The organism is Georgenia alba, from assembly GCF_042665525.1.
Classification (GTDB): Bacteria; Actinomycetota; Actinomycetes; order Actinomycetales; family Actinomycetaceae; genus Allobogoriella; species Allobogoriella alba.
In genome coordinates this window covers 265,062-281,645 of the sequence record NZ_JBHTCQ010000004.1, presented here as the reverse complement: position 1 = coordinate 281,645, position 16,584 = coordinate 265,062, and the positions used below count along the sequence as shown (strand labels likewise).

16 protein-coding genes are annotated in these 16,584 nt (G+C 70.8%); 10 read left to right on the top strand and 6 right to left on the bottom strand.

The features are described 5' to 3' along the window. Positions 1-20: 20 nt before the first annotated feature. The 3 genes from ACFQQL_RS17275 to ACFQQL_RS17265 are packed head-to-tail and all read right to left on the bottom strand — an operon-like array spanning position 21 to position 3,092. Positions 21-1,421 (bottom strand): AI-2E family transporter, encoded by a 1,401-nt coding sequence (locus ACFQQL_RS17275; RefSeq protein WP_382396402.1) that lies wholly within the window; start codon positions 1,419-1,421, stop codon positions 21-23. Positions 1,422-1,449: 28 nt separating this feature from the next. Continuing rightward, the gene (locus tag ACFQQL_RS17270; protein WP_382396401.1) at positions 1,450-2,397 is read right to left on the bottom strand and encodes an aminoglycoside phosphotransferase family protein; all 948 of its coding nucleotides are present in this window, start codon (positions 2,395-2,397) and stop codon (positions 1,450-1,452) included. After that, entirely contained in the window at positions 2,394-3,092 is a 699-nt protein-coding gene (locus ACFQQL_RS17265) for an HAD hydrolase-like protein (protein WP_382396400.1), read from the bottom strand. Before ACFQQL_RS17265 ends, ACFQQL_RS17270 begins: the two co-directional genes overlap by 4 nt. An 81-nt stretch (positions 3,093-3,173) precedes the next feature. On the opposite strand from ACFQQL_RS17265, the gene ACFQQL_RS17260 reads away from it, so the two are divergent. Together ACFQQL_RS17260 and ACFQQL_RS17255 are read left to right on the top strand one after the other, a co-directional pair. Continuing rightward, positions 3,174-3,641, top strand: a complete 468-nt coding sequence (locus tag ACFQQL_RS17260; RefSeq protein ID WP_382396399.1) for a hypothetical protein — start codon at positions 3,174-3,176, stop codon at positions 3,639-3,641. A 7-nt stretch (positions 3,642-3,648) separates the two neighbouring features. Continuing rightward, entirely contained in the window at positions 3,649-4,560 is a 912-nt protein-coding gene (locus ACFQQL_RS17255; RefSeq protein WP_382396398.1) for a D-hexose-6-phosphate mutarotase, read from the top strand. Positions 4,561-4,577: 17 nt separating this feature from the next. On the opposite strand, the gene ACFQQL_RS17250 is transcribed toward ACFQQL_RS17255, so the two are convergent. Together ACFQQL_RS17250 and ACFQQL_RS17245 are read right to left on the bottom strand one after the other, a co-directional pair. Continuing rightward, positions 4,578-6,098 carry an alpha-N-arabinofuranosidase gene (locus ACFQQL_RS17250; protein ID WP_382396397.1) on the bottom strand — a complete coding sequence of 507 codons (1,521 nt, stop codon included), beginning with the start codon at positions 6,096-6,098 and terminating at the stop codon, positions 4,578-4,580. A 43-nt stretch (positions 6,099-6,141) separates the two neighbouring features. Further along, positions 6,142-7,134, bottom strand: a complete 993-nt coding sequence (locus ACFQQL_RS17245) for a LacI family DNA-binding transcriptional regulator (RefSeq protein WP_382396396.1) — start codon at positions 7,132-7,134, stop codon at positions 6,142-6,144. 304 nt (positions 7,135-7,438) lie between these two features. Between ACFQQL_RS17245 and ACFQQL_RS17240 the strand changes: the two genes are divergently transcribed. The 5 genes from ACFQQL_RS17240 (at position 7,439) to ACFQQL_RS17220 (ending at position 13,101) form a co-directional block, all read left to right on the top strand. Beyond that, entirely contained in the window at positions 7,439-8,350 is a 912-nt protein-coding gene (locus tag ACFQQL_RS17240; RefSeq protein WP_382396495.1) for an ABC transporter permease, read from the top strand. After that, entirely contained in the window at positions 8,347-9,231 is an 885-nt protein-coding gene (locus ACFQQL_RS17235) for a carbohydrate ABC transporter permease (protein ID WP_382396395.1), read from the top strand. The genes ACFQQL_RS17240 and ACFQQL_RS17235 overlap by 4 nt, the downstream gene beginning before the upstream one ends. Before the next feature lie 76 nt (positions 9,232-9,307). Beyond that, positions 9,308-10,993 (top strand): ABC transporter substrate-binding protein, encoded by a 1,686-nt coding sequence (locus ACFQQL_RS17230; protein WP_382396394.1) that lies wholly within the window; start codon positions 9,308-9,310, stop codon positions 10,991-10,993. 84 nt (positions 10,994-11,077) lie between these two features. Beyond that, a complete protein-coding gene (locus ACFQQL_RS17225; protein ID WP_382396393.1) occupies positions 11,078-11,578 on the top strand; it encodes a Fur family transcriptional regulator in 501 nt (166 codons plus the stop codon). After that, positions 11,575-13,101: a catalase gene (locus tag ACFQQL_RS17220; RefSeq protein ID WP_382396392.1), complete on the top strand. Its 1,527-nt coding sequence runs from the start codon at positions 11,575-11,577 to the stop codon at positions 13,099-13,101. Before ACFQQL_RS17225 ends, ACFQQL_RS17220 begins: the two co-directional genes overlap by 4 nt. A 49-nt stretch (positions 13,102-13,150) precedes the next feature. Here the strand turns inward: ACFQQL_RS17220 and ACFQQL_RS17215 are convergent, their stop codons facing one another. Beyond that, positions 13,151-13,501 carry a universal stress protein gene (locus tag ACFQQL_RS17215; RefSeq protein ID WP_382396391.1) on the bottom strand — a complete coding sequence of 117 codons (351 nt, stop codon included), beginning with the start codon at positions 13,499-13,501 and terminating at the stop codon, positions 13,151-13,153. Between the two features lie 112 nt (positions 13,502-13,613). Here ACFQQL_RS17215 and ACFQQL_RS17210 point away from each other — a divergent pair, with 112 nt between their 5' ends. Genes ACFQQL_RS17210 through ACFQQL_RS17200 form a run of 3 tightly spaced genes read left to right on the top strand, consistent with a single transcriptional unit; the run spans position 13,614 to position 16,575 of the window. Continuing rightward, positions 13,614-14,594, top strand: a complete 981-nt coding sequence (locus ACFQQL_RS17210) for a Bug family tripartite tricarboxylate transporter substrate binding protein (RefSeq protein ID WP_382396390.1) — start codon at positions 13,614-13,616, stop codon at positions 14,592-14,594. Further along, positions 14,591-15,070 carry a tripartite tricarboxylate transporter TctB family protein gene (locus ACFQQL_RS17205; protein ID WP_382396389.1) on the top strand — a complete coding sequence of 160 codons (480 nt, stop codon included), beginning with the start codon at positions 14,591-14,593 and terminating at the stop codon, positions 15,068-15,070. The genes ACFQQL_RS17210 and ACFQQL_RS17205 overlap by 4 nt, the downstream gene beginning before the upstream one ends. Then, a complete protein-coding gene (locus ACFQQL_RS17200; protein ID WP_382396388.1) occupies positions 15,070-16,575 on the top strand; it encodes a tripartite tricarboxylate transporter permease in 1,506 nt (501 codons plus the stop codon). Before ACFQQL_RS17205 ends, ACFQQL_RS17200 begins: the two co-directional genes overlap by 1 nt. The last annotated feature ends 9 nt before the right edge of the window (positions 16,576-16,584 follow it).

Here is a 16,584-nt window from a genome sequence, read left to right as displayed (position 1 = left end):
CCGGTCCCCGGTCCTCGGCCTCACTCGGCCGCGACGGACCTCTCGGCGGTGCGTTCCTCGTCGTCCTTCTCCAGGAGGCGGCGTCTGTCCACCTTGGGCAGGTCCTTCAGTGGTGGGTCGACCTGTCGTATCGCGGCGTAGACCGCCCACGTCACCGCGAGCACCGGGATGGCGATGATGGCGCCGATGAGGCCGGCGAGGAACGTTCCCGCCGTGACGCCGACCGCCACGATCACCGGGTGCAGCGAGACCTGCTTGCCCATCACCAGCGGTTGCAGGATGTGGCCCTCGATCTGACCGATCAGCGCGATCCCGAGGACGACGATGACGAAGTCCAGGAACCCGCCCGCCGCCAGCGCGACGACGCCGGCGATGATCATGGCGAGCGGTGCGCCGATGAGTGGGATGAAGGCACCGATGAACACCAGGACCGCGAGCGGAGCGGCGAGCGGGACGCCGACGATCGTGAGCAGCACGAACGCCATGACGCCGTCGGCGAAAGCCACGATGGCCGTTCCGCGCGCGTAGCCGGAGAACGTGTACCAGCCGGCCGTGGCGGCGAGGTGGGCCTTGGGGCGGTTCTTCGCGGGCAGCTGGTTGAGGAACCACAGCCACATCCACTCCCCACGGGCGAGGAAGAAGACCGTGAGGAACAGGCTCAGGGCGAGGATCATGAAGACGAGCGCGACCGCACCTGCGTTGTTGAGCACCTCGGTCGCGATGTTCCCGGCGTTCTCCCGCACCCATCGCGTGCCCTCGGCGACCGCGCTGTTGATCGCGTCGTAGATCTCCGCCTGGGTGACGTGGACGGGCAGCGGCCCCTCTTCGAGGAAGGTGAGCGTGGAGTCCAGGATGGTCTGCATGCCGTCCTGGAACTCGTCCGCCAACGTCGCCCACTGCCCGACCACAGAGGAGACGACGTAGGTCAGCAGTCCGGCGATGACCAGGAACGACCCGAGCAGCGAGATGACGACGGCGAGCGGGCGGGGCATCCAGCGGGCCAGGCCGCTGACGATCGGGTAGAGCACCGAGGTGATCACCAGCGCCAGGAAGACCGCGATGAACACCATCTGGATGCGGGCCGTGGCAAAGACGACCATGCCCACGACGATGACGATGCCGATGAGGAACCACGCCGCCGTCCCGTAGGTGCGGATCCAGCGCGGGACGCCGTCGGGCGCGGCATCGACGTGCACCGCGCGGTCCGGCATGCGGCGCACGCTCGGCTGTGAAGCCCGAGAAGGCCGGAAGCCGCGCCCGGTCGAGCCGGGCGAGGACGCCGTGGTCGTCGGGACCAGCAAGGTGGGGGAGACGATCTGGTCCACGGACGTGGTGCGCAACGGGCGGACGCGCTGCCGCACGCGACTGATCTGCCGGCCTACCCGGCTCAGCAGCCGCCGTGGGTTCTGCTTCTCCGCCATCGAGGCAAGTGTGCACCACGGCCGCTGGTCACACCGCTAGGCGCGACCACTCCCTCGCCTCACGCAGCTGATTCAGCGCCCCGTCCCGGTCGGCGACCTCCTCGGCCAGCCAGAGCGCCGACTCGACCATCCGCGCGAGTCCCCAGGCGGCCACACGCGCCGGATCCAGTCCGGTGGCGCCGCACACCACGGCGGTTCGCGCCCGGAGCAGCCCGGTGACGTCCTCCTCGCGGAACGGGTCGGCCACCTGCGCGATGAGCGGCACCGGGTCGTACGCCGGGTCGCCGAGCATCGGCTTGGGGTCGATCGCCACCCAGCCGCGGCGGCCGTCGCGGTCCTCGGCCAGCAGGTTGCCCGGGTTGAAGTCGCCGTGCACCACCGTGCCGGCCCTCTCGGCGGGCAGGACCTCGAGGAGATGGGCGGCCTCGGCGAGCAGCCCGGGGTCCGCCTCGAGCGAGGCGGCGTGCCGCCCGGCACGCTCACGCAGCAGTCCCGCGAGGCGTGCCGTGTAGTCGGCCAGCTCCGGCAGCTCGGCGGACCCGGGCGCGGCGGCGTGCAGGCGGCCGAGCAGCTCGCTGGCGACCTCGAGCCGATCCTCGGGCCGCCGCTGTCCGAGCTCGTGGTCCGCCTCGAGCACGTGGCCCGGGCGGACGCGACGCAGCAGCAGGGACCAGGACTCGCGGTGGTGGTCGAGCAGCTCGGGTCCGCCGCGGCCGGACCAGATCCGCAGGCCGTCCACCTCGGCCACGGCCTCCTCGTGCGGGAAGGAGATCTTGACGACGACGTCCTCACCGTCCGCGGTACGGCCCGGCGCGGTCCAGCCGGCGCTTCCGTCGGTGAACGGCGACCCGAGGCTCAGTCCCCACCGGGAGCGGGCGTCCGCGACGAGCCCGGGGAGCCGCTCCAGCCAGGCCGCGCCGTCGGCCGTCCGGCCGATCTGGGAGGCCAGGGCCGGGGTGATCTCCGGTCCGCTCATGAGGCGAGGCGCGCCCCGAGCAGCGTGGCGAGCTCGGCGCTGGAGCCGACGACCGCAGCCGCTCCGGCCTCCTCGCCGGGGCGTCCGTAGCCCCAGGCGGCGAGCACGACGGCGATCCCGTTGGCCGCGGCACCGGCGACGTCGTGGTGCCGGTCGCCGACCATCACCGCGTGGGTGAGATCGGCGCCGGCCGCGGCCAGCTCGGCGAGGGCGCGCGCGATGACACCGGCCTTGACCTCGATCCCGGGGATGTCGTGCCGTTCCTCCGGCGGCGCCCCGCAGATCGCCGTGAAGTACGGCGTCAGGCCGACGTGCTCGAGGACGGGCTCGGCCATGTGCTGCGGCTTCGCTGTCGCCACGGCGAGCGGCACCCCCGCGGCGTGCCAGGACCGGACGAGCTCGAGGATGCCCGGGTAGAGCGGCACGTCGAGCATCCGGCGCCCGTACCGGTCGCGGTACTCGTCGACCATCGCGTCGATGTCGCTCTCGGCTACGCCGGCGATCTCGCGCAGGCCCTCGCGCACGGGTGGGCCGACGAACCGGAGCATGGTGTCCGGGTCGAGGGCGGGGTAGCCGAACGTGGCGAGCGTCTCGGCGATGGACGCGGTGATGGCGGGCGCCGAGTCCGTCAGCGTTCCGTCCAGGTCGAGCAGCACGGCGGTGGCGCGCAGCTCGTCGAGGGCAGGGGAGGTCATCCAGGATCCTCTCGGGGGGTTCTGCACCCAGCCTACGTGGCGCCGGCGTGGCACGCTGGGAGCCACGGCAAGGGAGGAAGCATGGGACGGCTCGGCACGATCGTGAAGGTCGCCGCGGTGGCCGGTCCGACGGTCTGGAAGGTCGTGCAGGCGGTCGGTCCGACGTTGATGAAGCTCCGGAAGGAGAACCCGGAGGTCTTCGCCGCCGTCGAGAAGCAGGTGCAGCGGCTCGGTGAGGCCCGCCGGAAGGGGCGCAGCCCGGAGGGACTGCGGCTGCGGATCGCCGCGCTGCGCGACCAGGTCTCCTACCTGCGCGCCTCCGCCGACGACGAGGCCGAGCGCGCCCGGGCCGAGGCCTGGCGCAACCAGCTCGACCGGATCGAGGCGTCGCTGCCACTGCTCGGGGCGATGAGCGAGAAGACGTCCCGCCGGGAGCGCAAGCACGTCGACCACCGGATCGACGAGCTCTCCGCCGAGATCCTGGCGGCGTTCATCGACGAGCGGGACGAGGACGCCGAACGCGGCACCACGCCGCGCCTGGAGGGCTGAGTTCGTGGTGCCTGCGACGACGCCTCTGCCCGACGTGCCCGGCCTGCCGGCCGGGGTGACGCTCGAGAACGGCGAGGGCGGGCTGCCGGTGCTGCGGGTGGAGACTGCGCGCGCCACGGGGGAGGTCTACCTCCACGGCGGCCAGGTCACCGGGTGGACGCCGGCCGGGCACGCGCCGGTGATCTGGACCAGCCCGCGGGCGCGCTTCGAACCGGATGCCGCCATCCGCGGCGGGATCCCGCTCTGCTTCCCCTGGTTCGGTCCCGGGCGGGAGCCGGAGATGCGGCCCGCGCACGGTTTCGCCCGGCTCGCGGACTTCACCCTGCTCGAGGCGCGCGAGGACGACGGCGACGTCGCGCTGACCCTGCGGCTCACCGACGAGGACGCCGCCGGGCTGCCGGGCACCGACGTGTGGCCGTTCCCGTTCGAGCTCACCTGCCAGGTGAGGTTCGGCAGCACCCTGCGGGTCGCGGTGACCACACGGAACACCTCCGCGCACGTGCGCTCCTACGAGGAGGCCCAGCACGCCTACCTGGCGGTCCAGGACGTGCGGGACGTCCGGATCACGGGCCTCGACGGCGCGCCGTACCTCGACAAGGTCGGCACGCCCGGCCCGCACACCCAACGTGGTGAGCTGACCTTCGCCGGGGAGACCGACCGGATCTACGGCTCCACCTCGGACGTCACGGTGCACGATCCGGGCCTCGGCCGCCGGCTCACCGTCACCAAGCAGGGCTCGGCCAGCACGATCGTGTGGTCCCCGTGGTCGGCCAAGGCCGCCGCCATGGCGGACCTCGGCGAGGAGCACTGGACCGGCATGGTCTGCGTGGAACCCGCCAACGTCCTGCACGACGGGATCGTGCTGGAGCCCGGCGCGAGCCACACCACGACCGTGACGTACGCCGTCGAGCGGAGCTGACCGCGCGGGCCGCCCGGCTAGGCCAGGCCGAGCGAGACCGTGACGAATGCGGCCGGCGGAAGATCCAGGGTGAGCCGCCCGCCGTCGAGCCGTGCGCCGTCGTACTCCTGCGGCGCGACGACGTCGGGGGCCGCCGCGGTGTTGTGGGCGGCGACGTCGTCGGCGACCAGGACCCGGCCGTGCGCGTCCCCGGCCCGGCAGCCGCGGAGCCCCAGCTCGAGCGTCGCGGGGGCGTCCGGGTCGAGGTTGGCGGCCGAGACGGTGACCCGGCCGTCCGTGGTGGAGGCCGTCGTCGAGACGGTCGGGACCTCCACGCCGTCCACCTCGCGCGTGGGCACCGCGCCGACCGGATGGACCCGGAGGGCCCGGGCGTCGTGGTGCGCGGAGCTCATCTCGAAGGCGTGGTAGGTCGGCGTGAGGACCATCCGGGTGCCGTCGGTGAGGACCATGGCCTGCAGCACGTTGACGGTCTGGGCGATGTTGGCCAGCCGCAGCCGGTCGGCGTGGTCGTGGAAGGCGTCGAAGTGGACGGCGGCCACCAGGGCGTCGCGCATGGTGTTCTGCTGGTACAGGAATCCCGGGTTGGTGCCGGGCTCCACGTTCCACCAGGTACCCCACTCGTCCAGGGCGAGCCCGATCTTCTTCGTCGGGTCGTAGGCATCCATGACGGCGGCGTGCCCGGCGATGAGCTCGCGCACGTGCTGGGCGCGGCGGACGGTGGTCCAGTACTCGTCGCGGCTGAACTCGGTGGCGGAGCCCTTGTCCGACCAGGCCCCGGACATCGTGTAGTAGTGGAAGGAGATCGCCTGGAAGAGCTCGCGCGGGTTGCGGTCGCCGAGGCCCGTCGTGACCTGCTTCATGAGCGTCTCGGTCCAGTGGTAGTCACCGTCCGCGGCGCCCGCGGCGATCCGGTAGAGCGGGCGCTCGCCGTGGTTGCGCGCGTAGGTGGCGTGCTGCCGGGCCAGTGGGGCGAACTGCTCGGCGCGGAGGTTCCCGCCACAACCCCAGGGCTCGTTGCCGATGCCGAAGAACCGGACGTCCCAGGGCTCCGGGTGGCCGTTCTGGCCGCGCAGCCGTGCCATGGGGGAGTCGCCCGCCCGGGTCAGGTACTCGACCCAGTCACTGGTCTCCTTCACCGAGCCGGAGCCGACGTTGGCCGAGATGTACGGCTCGGTCTCGAGCAGCTCGCACAGCGCCATGAACTCGTGCGTGCCGAAGTGGTTGTTCTCCTCGACGTCGCCCCAGTGGGTGTTGACCATGCGGGGCCGCTGCTCGCGCGGACCGATCCCGTCCTGCCAGTGGTACTCGTCGGCGAAGCAGCCGCCGGGCCAGCGCAGGTTCGGGATCCGGATCGCCCGGAGCGACTCGACCACGTCCCGGCGGATGCCGCCCTCGTTCGGCACGTCCGAGTCCTCGCCGACCCAGAACCCGCCGTAGATGCACCTGCCGAGGTGCTCGGCGAAGTGGCCGTACAGGTGACGGCTGATCACCGGGCCGGGGACGTCCAGGTCGACGACGGCGGACAGCGAGGGGGTCATGGTTCTCCTTGATGGTTGCGGTCGATGGCCCGCGACGAGGGTTTCACGCCCGCGTCAGGGGACCTGGTCGTGTCGACTCCCGCTCGACGAGCTCGAACGGTGCGACCTCCTGGCGGCCGGGGCTTCTCTCACCCTCCACCCGGGCGACGAGCAGCTCGACGGCGCGACGTGCGGTCCAGTCGTGGTCCGGTGCGACGGTGGTGATCGACGGGATCGTGTACTTGCCCTGGGGGATGTCGTCGAACGCCGCGAGGAGGATGTCGTCGGGAGCCGTCAGGCCGTGGTCTGCGAGACCGCGGAGCACGCCGATCGCCAGCTCGTCGGTGACCACGACTGCCGCGTCCGCGCCGGACTCCCGGAGACGGGCTGCGCTGCGCCGCCCCTCCGCCATGGTCAGCGGCCGGCTCGGCACGATCAGTTCCGGGTCACCGGCGATCCCGGCCTGGTCCAGTGCGGCGACGTACCCCTCGAGCCGTGGACGCAGCGTGTCGTCGGCCTCGTCGGGGTCGACCCCGACGAAGGCGATGCGGCGGCAGCCTCGCGCGAGCATCAGCTCGGTCGCCGCCTTGGCGCCGGCGCGGTTCGGCAGCGTGATGTGATCGATGTCGGCGTGCAGCTCGCGCTCACCCAGCAGGACGATCGGCGGGGTGCCCAGCTCGTGGACCTCGAGCCTCACGGCGCTGAGGATCAGTCCGTCGTAGTCGAGCGCCCGTGAGAGCGCGATGGCGGCCATCTCGCGTTCGGCGCCCGCGCCGGTCTCCTCGACGACGACCCGGTAGCCGTGGTCCGCTGCGGCCGTGGTGACCAACGTGCCCAGGTGCCCGAAGTACGCACTGTCCAACGTCGGGACCGCCAGGCCGATGACCCCGCTGCGGCCGGCGCGCAGGTTCCGCGCCGAGACGTTCATGCGGTAGCCGGAGCGGGCGAGCTCCGCCTCGACGCGGCGCCGGACCTCCTCGCCGACGCCGGGACGGCCGTTGACGACGTTGGACACCGTCATCGCGGAGACACCGACGGCGCGTGCGACATCGTTCATCGTGACCAACAGATGCCTCCCGAGTCCTGGTCTCGCCGCCGGGAACGACACGACGAGTCCCCTCGGGATCGTATGCGCCGAGGTGCGCCGCCCGGCCTGGCTCGACCGGTCCGCCCGCATCCGTGCTTGACCACTGGGTGTGCCGACCGTACGCTCACCACTTGATCGTTAAAGTAGCAGATGCTGCGGCCGCTCACGAGGAGGTGAGAAGGTGACCGCGCACGACGCGCCGGCGGTGCTCGGCCCGAGTGTCGCCGCGTCCCGGGGAGACGGCGGCTCCCCGGTCGACGACCCGCGAGAGCCGCTGAAGAGGACGAGCGGGTGGCGCCGCGCGCTGCGCAACTACTGGCAGCTGTACGTGCTGCTGCTGGTGCCGCTGGTGTGGTTCGTCGTGTTCCGGTACGTGCCCATGGCGGGCAACGTGATCGCCTTCCGGCGGTTCGTACCCGGCGGGAGCCTGTTCGGTGAGCAATGGGTCGGCCTGCAGTACGTCGAGATGTTCATCAACGACCCGACGTTCTGGAAGGTCTTCCGCAACACCGCGATCCTGGGCTTCCTGACGCTGCTGGTGAGCTTTCCGGCGCCCATCATCTTGGCTCTTGCGCTGAACGAGGTCCGATCGTCGCGGTTCAAGCGCTTCGTGCAGACGACGTCATACCTTCCGCACTTCCTCTCGGTCGTGATCGTCGCCGGGATGGTGATGCAGCTGACGTCCTCCAGCGGCACGATCAACCAGATCCTCACCGGCCTCGGCGCCGACCGGATCAACTTCATGCAGGAGGCCGGCTGGTTCCGGACGATCTACGTGACGTCCGACGTCTGGCAGACCGTGGGGTGGGGGACGATCCTCTACCTCGCGGCGCTGACGCAGATCGACGAGCAGCTCTACGAGGCCGCCCAGATCGACGGCGCAGGACGGTGGCGGCAGACGTGGCACGTGACGCTGCCGGGCATCGCCCCGACGATCATCGTGCTGCTGATCCTCAACATCGGGACGTTCCTGGCGGTCGGCTTCGAGAAGGTCCTGCTCCTCTACAACCCCCTCACGTACGAGACGGCCGACGTCATCTCGACGTACCTGTACCGCGTGGGTCTGGAGTCGAGCAACTTCAGCTACGCCACGGCCATCGGGTTGTTCGAGGCCCTCATCGGTCTGACGCTCGTCCTCTCGGCGAACGCGATCTCGCGACGGGTCACCGGAGCGAGCCTGTGGTGACCCCCGTCGGCGCCCGCAGCTCCGCGGGGCGCAAGGTCTTCGTCGCGGTCAACACGACGTACCTGCTGGCCATCGTCGCCGTGACGCTCTATCCGTTCCTGAACGTGGTGGCGCAGTCGTTCTCCAGCGAGGCAGCGATCAACGCGGGGACGGTCAACCTGGTCCCGCGCGGCTTCAACGTCGAGACCTACCGGTTCGTCATGGCGGACGCCATGTTCTGGATCAACTACAAGAACACCGTCGTCTACACCGTGGTCGCGACCGCGATCTCGCTGACGCTGACGACGATGTTCGCCTACGCGGTCTCCAGGAGATACCTCCCGGGCCGCCAGTTCTTCATCGGGGTCGCCGTCTTCACCATGTTCTTCAGCGGCGGCATCATCCCGAACTACGTCCTGATCTCGACCCTCGGCATGAAGGACACCATCTGGTCGGTGGTGATCCCAGGCGCCATCAACGTGTTCAACCTGCTGGTGATGAAGACGTTCTTCGAGAACCTGCCCACCGAGCTCGAGGAAGCGGCGATGATCGACGGTCTCGGTCATTTCCGCACGCTGCTGAGCATCGTGCTGCCGTTGAGCAAGGCGATCGTCGCGACCATGTTGTTGTTCTACGCGGTCGCGCACTGGAACTCCTGGTTCCCGGCCTTCCTGTACCTGAGCGACAGGGAGGCGTTCCCCATCACCGTCTACCTGCGCAACCTCATCGCGGGGGCGGCGAACACCGGCACCGGGGCCGGGGGAGCGTCCGGTCTGGTGAGCATCGCCTCGAACATCAAGGCGGTGACGATGTTCCTGACCGTTCTTCCGATCCTCTTCGTCTACCCGTTCATCCAGAAGCACTTCGTCTCCGGCGTCATGCTCGGCGCCGTCAAGGGGTGAGCGGGGTCCACATGCACGAGCCGTCCAGGACCGGCGCCGAGGGTGGCGCCGCCGTGAATCACCTTCGGAGGAAATGATGAGCAGGTCGAGCTCGGCCTTCTGGCCCATGTCACCCGTGTCCCGCCGCACGATGCTGAGGACCTCGCTGGCCGTGTCCGCCGCGGCGGCCCTCACGGGAGCCTGTTCCGGCGGCGATGGCGGGGGTGAGCCGGGCGATCCCGGTGACCTCTCCGGCGTCGAGGAGGGGGCGATGCCGGACTTCCAGGCCGGGCAGCAGTTCCAGGCGACCCAGGACCTGACCTTCACCATGCTCTTCCCCGAGTGGCCGGAGGTACCGTTCCGCCGCGACTGGATGATCTGGGAGGAGATCGCTCGGCGCACGCGGGTTTCGCTGGACTGCACGATCGTGCCGCTGAGCGACTACGTCAACAAGCGAAGCCTCCTGCTCAACGCGGGCGACGCGCCGATGCTCATCCCTCTGACTTACCCGGGCGAGGAGACCCCCTTCGCGCCGTCCAACTCGATCCTCCCGGTCAGCGACTACATCGACCTGATGCCGAACCTCCGCGCCCGGATCCAGGAGTGGAACCTGGAGCCCGACATCGACCGGCTGCGCCAGACGGACGGCCGGTACTACGTCCTTCCGGGTCTGTACGAGGTGCCCGAGCCGGGCTTCAGCCTCATCTACCGGCTGGACGTCCTCGACGAGCTCGGACTGCCCGTTCCTGAGACGTGGGACGACGTCAGGGCGTCGCTGGAGGCGATGAAGGAGCGCTATCCGGACGTGGCGTACCCGTTCTCGGACATGTACCAGGGCAACGCCACGCTGAGCTTCGCCGCGGTGACCTTCGGTGCGCGTGCGGGGTGGGGGCTCGGCTCCGGGGCGATGTTCGACCAGGACTCCGAGTCCTTCATCTACGGACCGGCCACGCCGCAGTACCGGGAGCTCGTGGACTTCTTCCGCGGTCTGGTGGCGGACGGCCTGATGGACCCGGAGTCGTTCACGCAGGAGACCGAGGTCGCACAGCGGAAGTTCGCCACCGGCAGGTCGCTCGTCACGAGCACCGACGCCGCTACCGTCCCCACGTTCCAGCGGCAGCTGACCGACAGCCTCGGCGAGGGCAACTTCGCCGTCGCGAAGATCCCCACCCCGGCCGGCCCGGCCGGTCCGCTGATGGGCGCTGGGCGGCTCTGGCACGGGTTCGTGCTCCCTGCGAGCGTGCGGGAGAACCCGAACTTCGTCGCGATGCTGCAGTTCGTCGACTGGCTGTTCTACGACATGGCGACGAAGGAGTTCCTCATCTGGGGCGTGGAGGGGACCACGTACACCAAGGACTCCTCGGGGGACCGGACGCTCAGCGAGGACATCACGTACATGGGCATCAACCCCTCCGGGGGTCAGGACCTGGAGGTGGAGTACGGGTTCGGTCTGAACATCTTCGCCGACGGCGGCACCGAGGACCTCATCCGCTCACGGTTGTCGGAGGACGAGGTCGCGTACCAGGAGGCCATGCTCGAGACGCGCGAGGTCGTCCCCGAGGACCCGCCCGCGCCGCTCACCGCCCCGGAGCAGGAGCAGGCGACGCTGCTGAGCACACCGCTGACCGACACGGTGAACACCAGCACGCTCGAGTTCATCCTGGGACGCCAGCCGATGAGCCAGTGGGACGCCTACGTGGACCGGCTCAACAGCAACGGCGTCGACCAGTATCTCGACCTCATGAACAGCGCCTACGAGCGCTTCCAGGAGGAGAACGCCTGACGCCGCGGCGCAACCCGGTACGACGACGTCTCGCGACATGGTCGTGATTTGGACTCGTTCCAGAAAACGTGATGTGCTGACGTCGTGTCAGTTACCGAGGCGCCCCGCCGCGAGGAGCACGTCGCCCTGCTCCGCGGGGCCGGCCTGCGGGTGACGGCACCGCGCCTGGCGGCCCTCGCCGAGCTGGCCGAGCACCCGCACGCCGACGCCGAGACGATCCGCGCGGGCGTCGTCGCGCGTCTCGGCACAGTCTCTACCCAGGCGGTCTACGACGTGCTCCACGCCCTCACCGGCGCCGGGCTGCTGCGGCGGATCGAACCCGACGGCTCACCGGGCCGGTACGAGCTCGCGCGCGAGGACGACAACCACCACCACGCCGTGTGCCGCGCGTGCGGCGCCGTGGAGGACGTCCCGTGCGCCGTCGGGCACGCGCCGTGCCTGTCCCCCTCGGAGGACCACGGCTTCGTGATCGAGGCCGCCGAGGTCATCTACTGGGGCACCTGCCGCGCCTGCCTCGCCGCGGGCGCCGGCACCACCCACGACCCGACCACAGCATCAACCGCACCCATGAAGGAGAACGCATGACGGACGGCAACGGCCTGACGCAGCAGGGATCGACCACGGTCGGCGGCGCACCGGCGCCCAGCGACCGCAACAGCCTCACCGCCGGCCCGGACGGCCCGATCATGCTCCACGACGTCCACTTCGTGGAGCAGATGGCCCACTTCGACCGCGAGCGGGTTCCGGAGCGCGTCGTGCACGCCAAGGGCGCCGGCGCGTTCGGCACCTTCAAGGTGACCGGGAACGTCTCGCAGTACACCAAGGCGGCACTCTTCCAGCCCGGCGCCGAGACCGAGCTCCTCCTGCGGTTCTCCACCGTGGCCGGGGAGCAGGGCTCGCCCGACACCTGGCGCGACCCGCGCGGCTTCGCGGTGAAGTTCTACACCACAGAGGGCAACTACGACCTCGTCGGCAACAACACCCCGATCTTCTTCATCCGGGACGCGATCAAGTTCCCGCACTTCATCCGCTCGCAGAAGCGGCGCGGCGGCTCGGGTCTGCGCGACAACCACATGCAGTGGGACTTCTGGACGCTCAACCCCGAGTCCGCACACCAGGTCACCTACCTCATGGGATCTCGCGGCATCCCGAAGACCTACCGCCACATGAACGGCTACGGCTCCCACACCTACATGTGGGTCAACGCGGCGGGGGAGAAGTTCTGGGTCAAGTACCACTTCATCTCCGACCAGGGGGTCGAGGGTCTGTCCGGTGAGGAGGCCGCGACGATCGCCGGCGCGGACGCGGACTACCACCGCCGCGACCTGTACGACGCGATCGAGCGCGGGGAGCACCCGAGCTGGACGCTCAAGGTCCAGGTCATCCCGTACGAGGAGGGCAAGACCTACAAGATCAACCCGTTCGACGTCACCAAGACCGTCTCGCACCAGGACTACCCCCTGATCGAGGTCGGCACGATGACGCTGAACAAGAACCCGGAGAACTTCTTCGCGGAGATCGAGCAGGCCGCCTTCTCGCCCGCCTCGGTGGTCCCCGGCATCGGGTTCAGCCCGGACAAGATGCTCCTGGGGCGCACCTTCTCCTACCCGGACACCCACCGGCACCGCATCGGTCCGAACTACCTGCAGCTGCCGGTGAACCGCCCGCGTGCCGCACGGGTGAACACCTACGCGTTCGACGGCCCGATGGCCTACGAGCACAGCGGGGACGCCCCGGTCTACGCGCCCAACACCGCGGGCCGGCCGTACTCGGAGCTGACCGGTCCCGCCGAGGACGGCTGGGAGGTGGACGGCGACCTCGTGCGCGCCGCGCAGACCGTGCGCTCGGAGGAGGACACGGACTTCCACCAGGCCGGTGTGCTGGTCCGTGAGGTCTTCGACGACGCCGAGCGGGAGGAGTTCGTCGCGACGGTCTCCGGCCACCTGCTCGAGGGTGTCCACGGCGACGTCCTCCAGCGCGCCTTCCAGTACTGGAAGAACGTCGACGCCGAGATCGGCGAGCGCATCGAGGCCGCCTACCACGCGGCCAAGGGACAGCCGGACCCGGGCAAGGAGGCCGAGGCGGCCGCCGCCACGGCGCACGCCTGATCCTCCAGCGGTCCACGAGGGCCCCGGCGCTGCGGCGTCGGGGCCCTCGTCATGCCGGGCGAGGCTTGACGGCGATCACGGGTACCCGCGACTGGAGCAGGATCTGCTGGGCCTGGCTGCCGAGCAGCAGCTTGCCCACCGGGGACCTTCGGCGCAGCCCGATCACGATGAGCTCGGCGGAGATCTCCGCGGCCAGATCCAGCAGCCAGCCCGCGGCGTCGGGCTCGTTGCGGTCCGGTCTGCGGACCTCGACCGGGACGTCGTCCGCCGCCACCTCGGGGTCGGCCCCCGACATCACCAGGACGGCCACGCCGGTGGAGCGCCGTCGGGCCTCCTCGAGGCCGAAGGCGAGGGCGGCCGCGCCCTCCGGGGTCTCCGCGTAGCCGACGAGAACGGTCACGGTCACTCCTTCGTGGTGATTGTGGCGCCCGGGGCCCACAGACTACGGTGACGCGGGTCCCCAGGCACCCGGCGTGCCCGCCAGTTCCGACGACGTGACGAGGAGGGCCGACGTGGCGAAGGTCGGCAAGGTCGTCTACGGGCTCGTGGTCCTCGTGGTCGTCGGCCTCGCCGTGACGTTCTCGGTGCGTTCGGCCGGTGCCGGCACGGACGTGCGGGCGAACCTCACCCTCATCGCGCCGGCCGGGGCCGGCGGCGGCTGGGACTCCTTCACCCGGGAGGCGCAGCAGGCCATGCGGACCGGCGGCATGGTCAACAACGCCCAGGTCGTCAACATCCCGGGCGCGGGCGGCACCATCGGGCTCGGCCGGGTCAGCACCATGGACGGTGACGCGACCACGCTGCTGGCCACGGGCTCGGCCATGACCGGCGGCATCGAGCTGAACAGGTCGCCGGTCGGCTACGACGACGTCGTGCCGATCGCCGCGATGGCGGAGGACTTCGACGTGGTCACGGTGCCCGCGGACTCGCCGTACGAGACCATCGACGACCTGGTCGAGGCCTGGGCCGAGGACCCGGCCGGCTTCCCGCTCACCGGGGGCTCCGCGGGTTCGATCGACCACCTCGTCCTGGCCGACCTGGCGCTGGAGGCCGGCATCGACCCGGCCGAGATCTCCTTCATCCCCGCCGCCGGCGGCGGGGAGGCCGTCCAGACCATGCTCTCCGGCGCGGCCGAGGCCGCGGCGACGGGGTACAACGAGATCAGCGACCAGGTGGAGGCGGGCCGCGTGCGGGCGCTGGGGATCTCCGCCCCCGAGCCGGTCGAGGGCGTCGACGTCCCCACGCTCGTGGAGCAGGGCTACGACACCGACCTGACGAACTGGCGCGGGTTCCTCGCGCCGCCGGGCATCTCGGCCGAGGAGGAAGAGGCCATCCTGCGGCTCGTCCGGGAGCTTGTCCGCAGCCCGGAGTGGGAGGACGCCATGGCGCGCAACCGGTGGGAGCCGGCGTACCTCGAGGGTGCGGAGCTCGACGCGTTCCTGGCCGAGGACCTGGAGCAGACCCGGCGGCTGCTCGAGGAGCTGGGCCTGTGAGCGCCCGCTGGTGGTCCGGCCGCTCCGGGCTCGTGCTCGCGCTCGTCCTGGCGGTCTTCTCGACCTACCTCCTGCACGGCGTGGTCACCATGCGCGTCACCGAGAACCCTGATCTGCTCGGCCCCGCGTTCTACCCCACGATCGTCCTGGTGGCGGGGTACGTCGTCGCGGCGCTGCTGCTCGTCGAGCAGGTGCGCCGACCCGAGCCGGTGCAGACCGGGGCGCACCGGACGTACAGCGACTGGCGGGCGCTGGGATGGTGCGCCGGTGGGTTCGCCGCGTTCGCCGCGCTGCTGACCGTCCTCGGCTGGGTGCTCGCGGCTGCGCTGCTGTTCTGGTGCGTCGCCAGGGGCGTCGGCAGCCGGCGCGGGCTCTTCGACGTCACCCTCGCGCTCCTCGTCTCCTCGCTGGTCTACCTGGCCTTCGGCGTCGTCCTCGGTCTGAGCCTGCCGTCCGGCGTCCTGGGAGGTCTGTGATGGAGGCCCTCACCAGCCTGGCCGAGGGCTTCGGCCACGCGCTGACGCCGATCAACCTCCTGTGGGTGGTCGTCGGCTGCCTGCTGGGCACGGCTGTCGGGGTGCTGCCCGGGCTCGGCTCGTCGATGGCCGTGGCGCTGCTGCTGCCGATGACGTTCGCCCTGGACCCGACGGCGGCCTTCATCGTCTTCTCCGGCGTGTACTTCGGCGGGCTCTTCGGCGACTCGACCACCGGGATCCTGCTCAACACACCCGGGCAGGTCTCGGCGATCGCCTCGACGTTCGAGGGCCATCGCATGGCGAAGGCCGGCCGGGCGCCGCAGGCCCTGGCCACCGCCGCCATCGGCGCCTTCATCGGTGGCGTCGTCTCCTCCGTGGTCGTGGTCTTCCTGGCCCCGGCCCTCGCGGACTTCTCCGCGAACTTCGGCCCCGCCGAGTTCTTCGCCCTGGCCCTGTTCGCCTTCGTCGCCACCTCCTCGGTGGTGTCCGACTCGGCGCTCAAGGGACTGGCCGCCCTCGTGCTGGGGCTGGGCATCGCGGCCGTCGGGATCGACCCGATCACGGGTACCGAGCGGTTCAGCCTGGGCGTGCCCCAGCTGTTCGACGGCATCTCCCTCGTCACGGTCACCGTCGCGCTGCTCGCCCTCGGCGAGGTGTTCCACATCGCCTCCCGGATCCGGCGCGAACGAGCACTCACCGACATCGAGACGACCGGACGCCCGTGGCTGAGCCGAACGGAGCTGCGCGAGGCGGCGCCCGCGTGGGCGCGAGGCACGGCGATCGGCCTCCCGTTCGGCGTGGTGCCCGTCGGCGGGGCGGACGTGCCGACCTTCATCGCCTACGACGTCGAACGGCGCCTGGACCGCCGTCGCGACGAACCGCAGTTCGGCACCGGGGCCATCCGCGGCCTCGCGGCACCGGAGGCGGCGGGCAACGCGACCACCGGGACGTCGATGGGGGCGCTGCTGGCGCTCGGCCTGCCCGTCTCGGCCACGGCGGCGATCATGCTCGCCGCGTTCCAGCAGTACGGGCTCCAGCCCGGCCCCCTCCTGTTCGACCGGGCGCCGGACCTGGTCTGGGCGCTGCTCGCGAGCTTCTTCATCGCGATGGTGGTCCTGCTGATCCTCAACCTGCCGTTCGCGCCGTTGTGGGCCAAGCTGCTGCTGGTCCCACGCCCCTACCTCTACGCCGGCATCGCGGTCTTCTGCGCGCTGGGCGTGTACGCCACCTCGGCGTCGGTCTTCGACCTCTTCCTGCTGCTCGGCCTCGGCCTGCTCGGCTTCGCGATGCGCCGCCACGGCGTGCCGCTCGCGCCGCTGCTCATCGGGATGGTCCTGGGTCCGCTGGCCGAGCAGAGCCTCCGCGAGGCCCTGCTCAGCTCGAACGGGGACGCGGGCGTGCTCGTGGCCGGCCCGATCACCGCGGTGCTGTACGTGGTCCTCGTCGTCGTGCTCGCCGGCAGCGTGGTCTCACGGGTCCGGCGCCGCGCGCGGCGTGACGTGTGACGCCGACGC

Coding starts and splice junctions, on each gene's coding strand:
- ACFQQL_RS17275 (WP_382396402.1), bottom strand. CDS start 1,421: ATGGCGGAGAAGCAGAACCCACGGCGGCTGCTGAGCCGGGTAGGCCGG.
- ACFQQL_RS17270 (WP_382396401.1), bottom strand. CDS start 2,397: ATGAGCGGACCGGAGATCACCCCGGCCCTGGCCTCCCAGATCGGCCGG.
- ACFQQL_RS17265 (WP_382396400.1), bottom strand. CDS start 3,092: ATGACCTCCCCTGCCCTCGACGAGCTGCGCGCCACCGCCGTGCTGCTC.
- ACFQQL_RS17260 (WP_382396399.1), top strand. CDS start 3,174: ATGGGACGGCTCGGCACGATCGTGAAGGTCGCCGCGGTGGCCGGTCCG.
- ACFQQL_RS17250 (WP_382396397.1), bottom strand. CDS start 6,098: ATGACCCCCTCGCTGTCCGCCGTCGTCGACCTGGACGTCCCCGGCCCG.
- ACFQQL_RS17245 (WP_382396396.1), bottom strand. CDS start 7,134: ATGAACGATGTCGCACGCGCCGTCGGTGTCTCCGCGATGACGGTGTCC.
- ACFQQL_RS17230 (WP_382396394.1), top strand. CDS start 9,308: ATGAGCAGGTCGAGCTCGGCCTTCTGGCCCATGTCACCCGTGTCCCGC.
- ACFQQL_RS17220 (WP_382396392.1), top strand. CDS start 11,575: ATGACGGACGGCAACGGCCTGACGCAGCAGGGATCGACCACGGTCGGC.
- ACFQQL_RS17200 (WP_382396388.1), top strand. CDS start 15,070: ATGGAGGCCCTCACCAGCCTGGCCGAGGGCTTCGGCCACGCGCTGACG.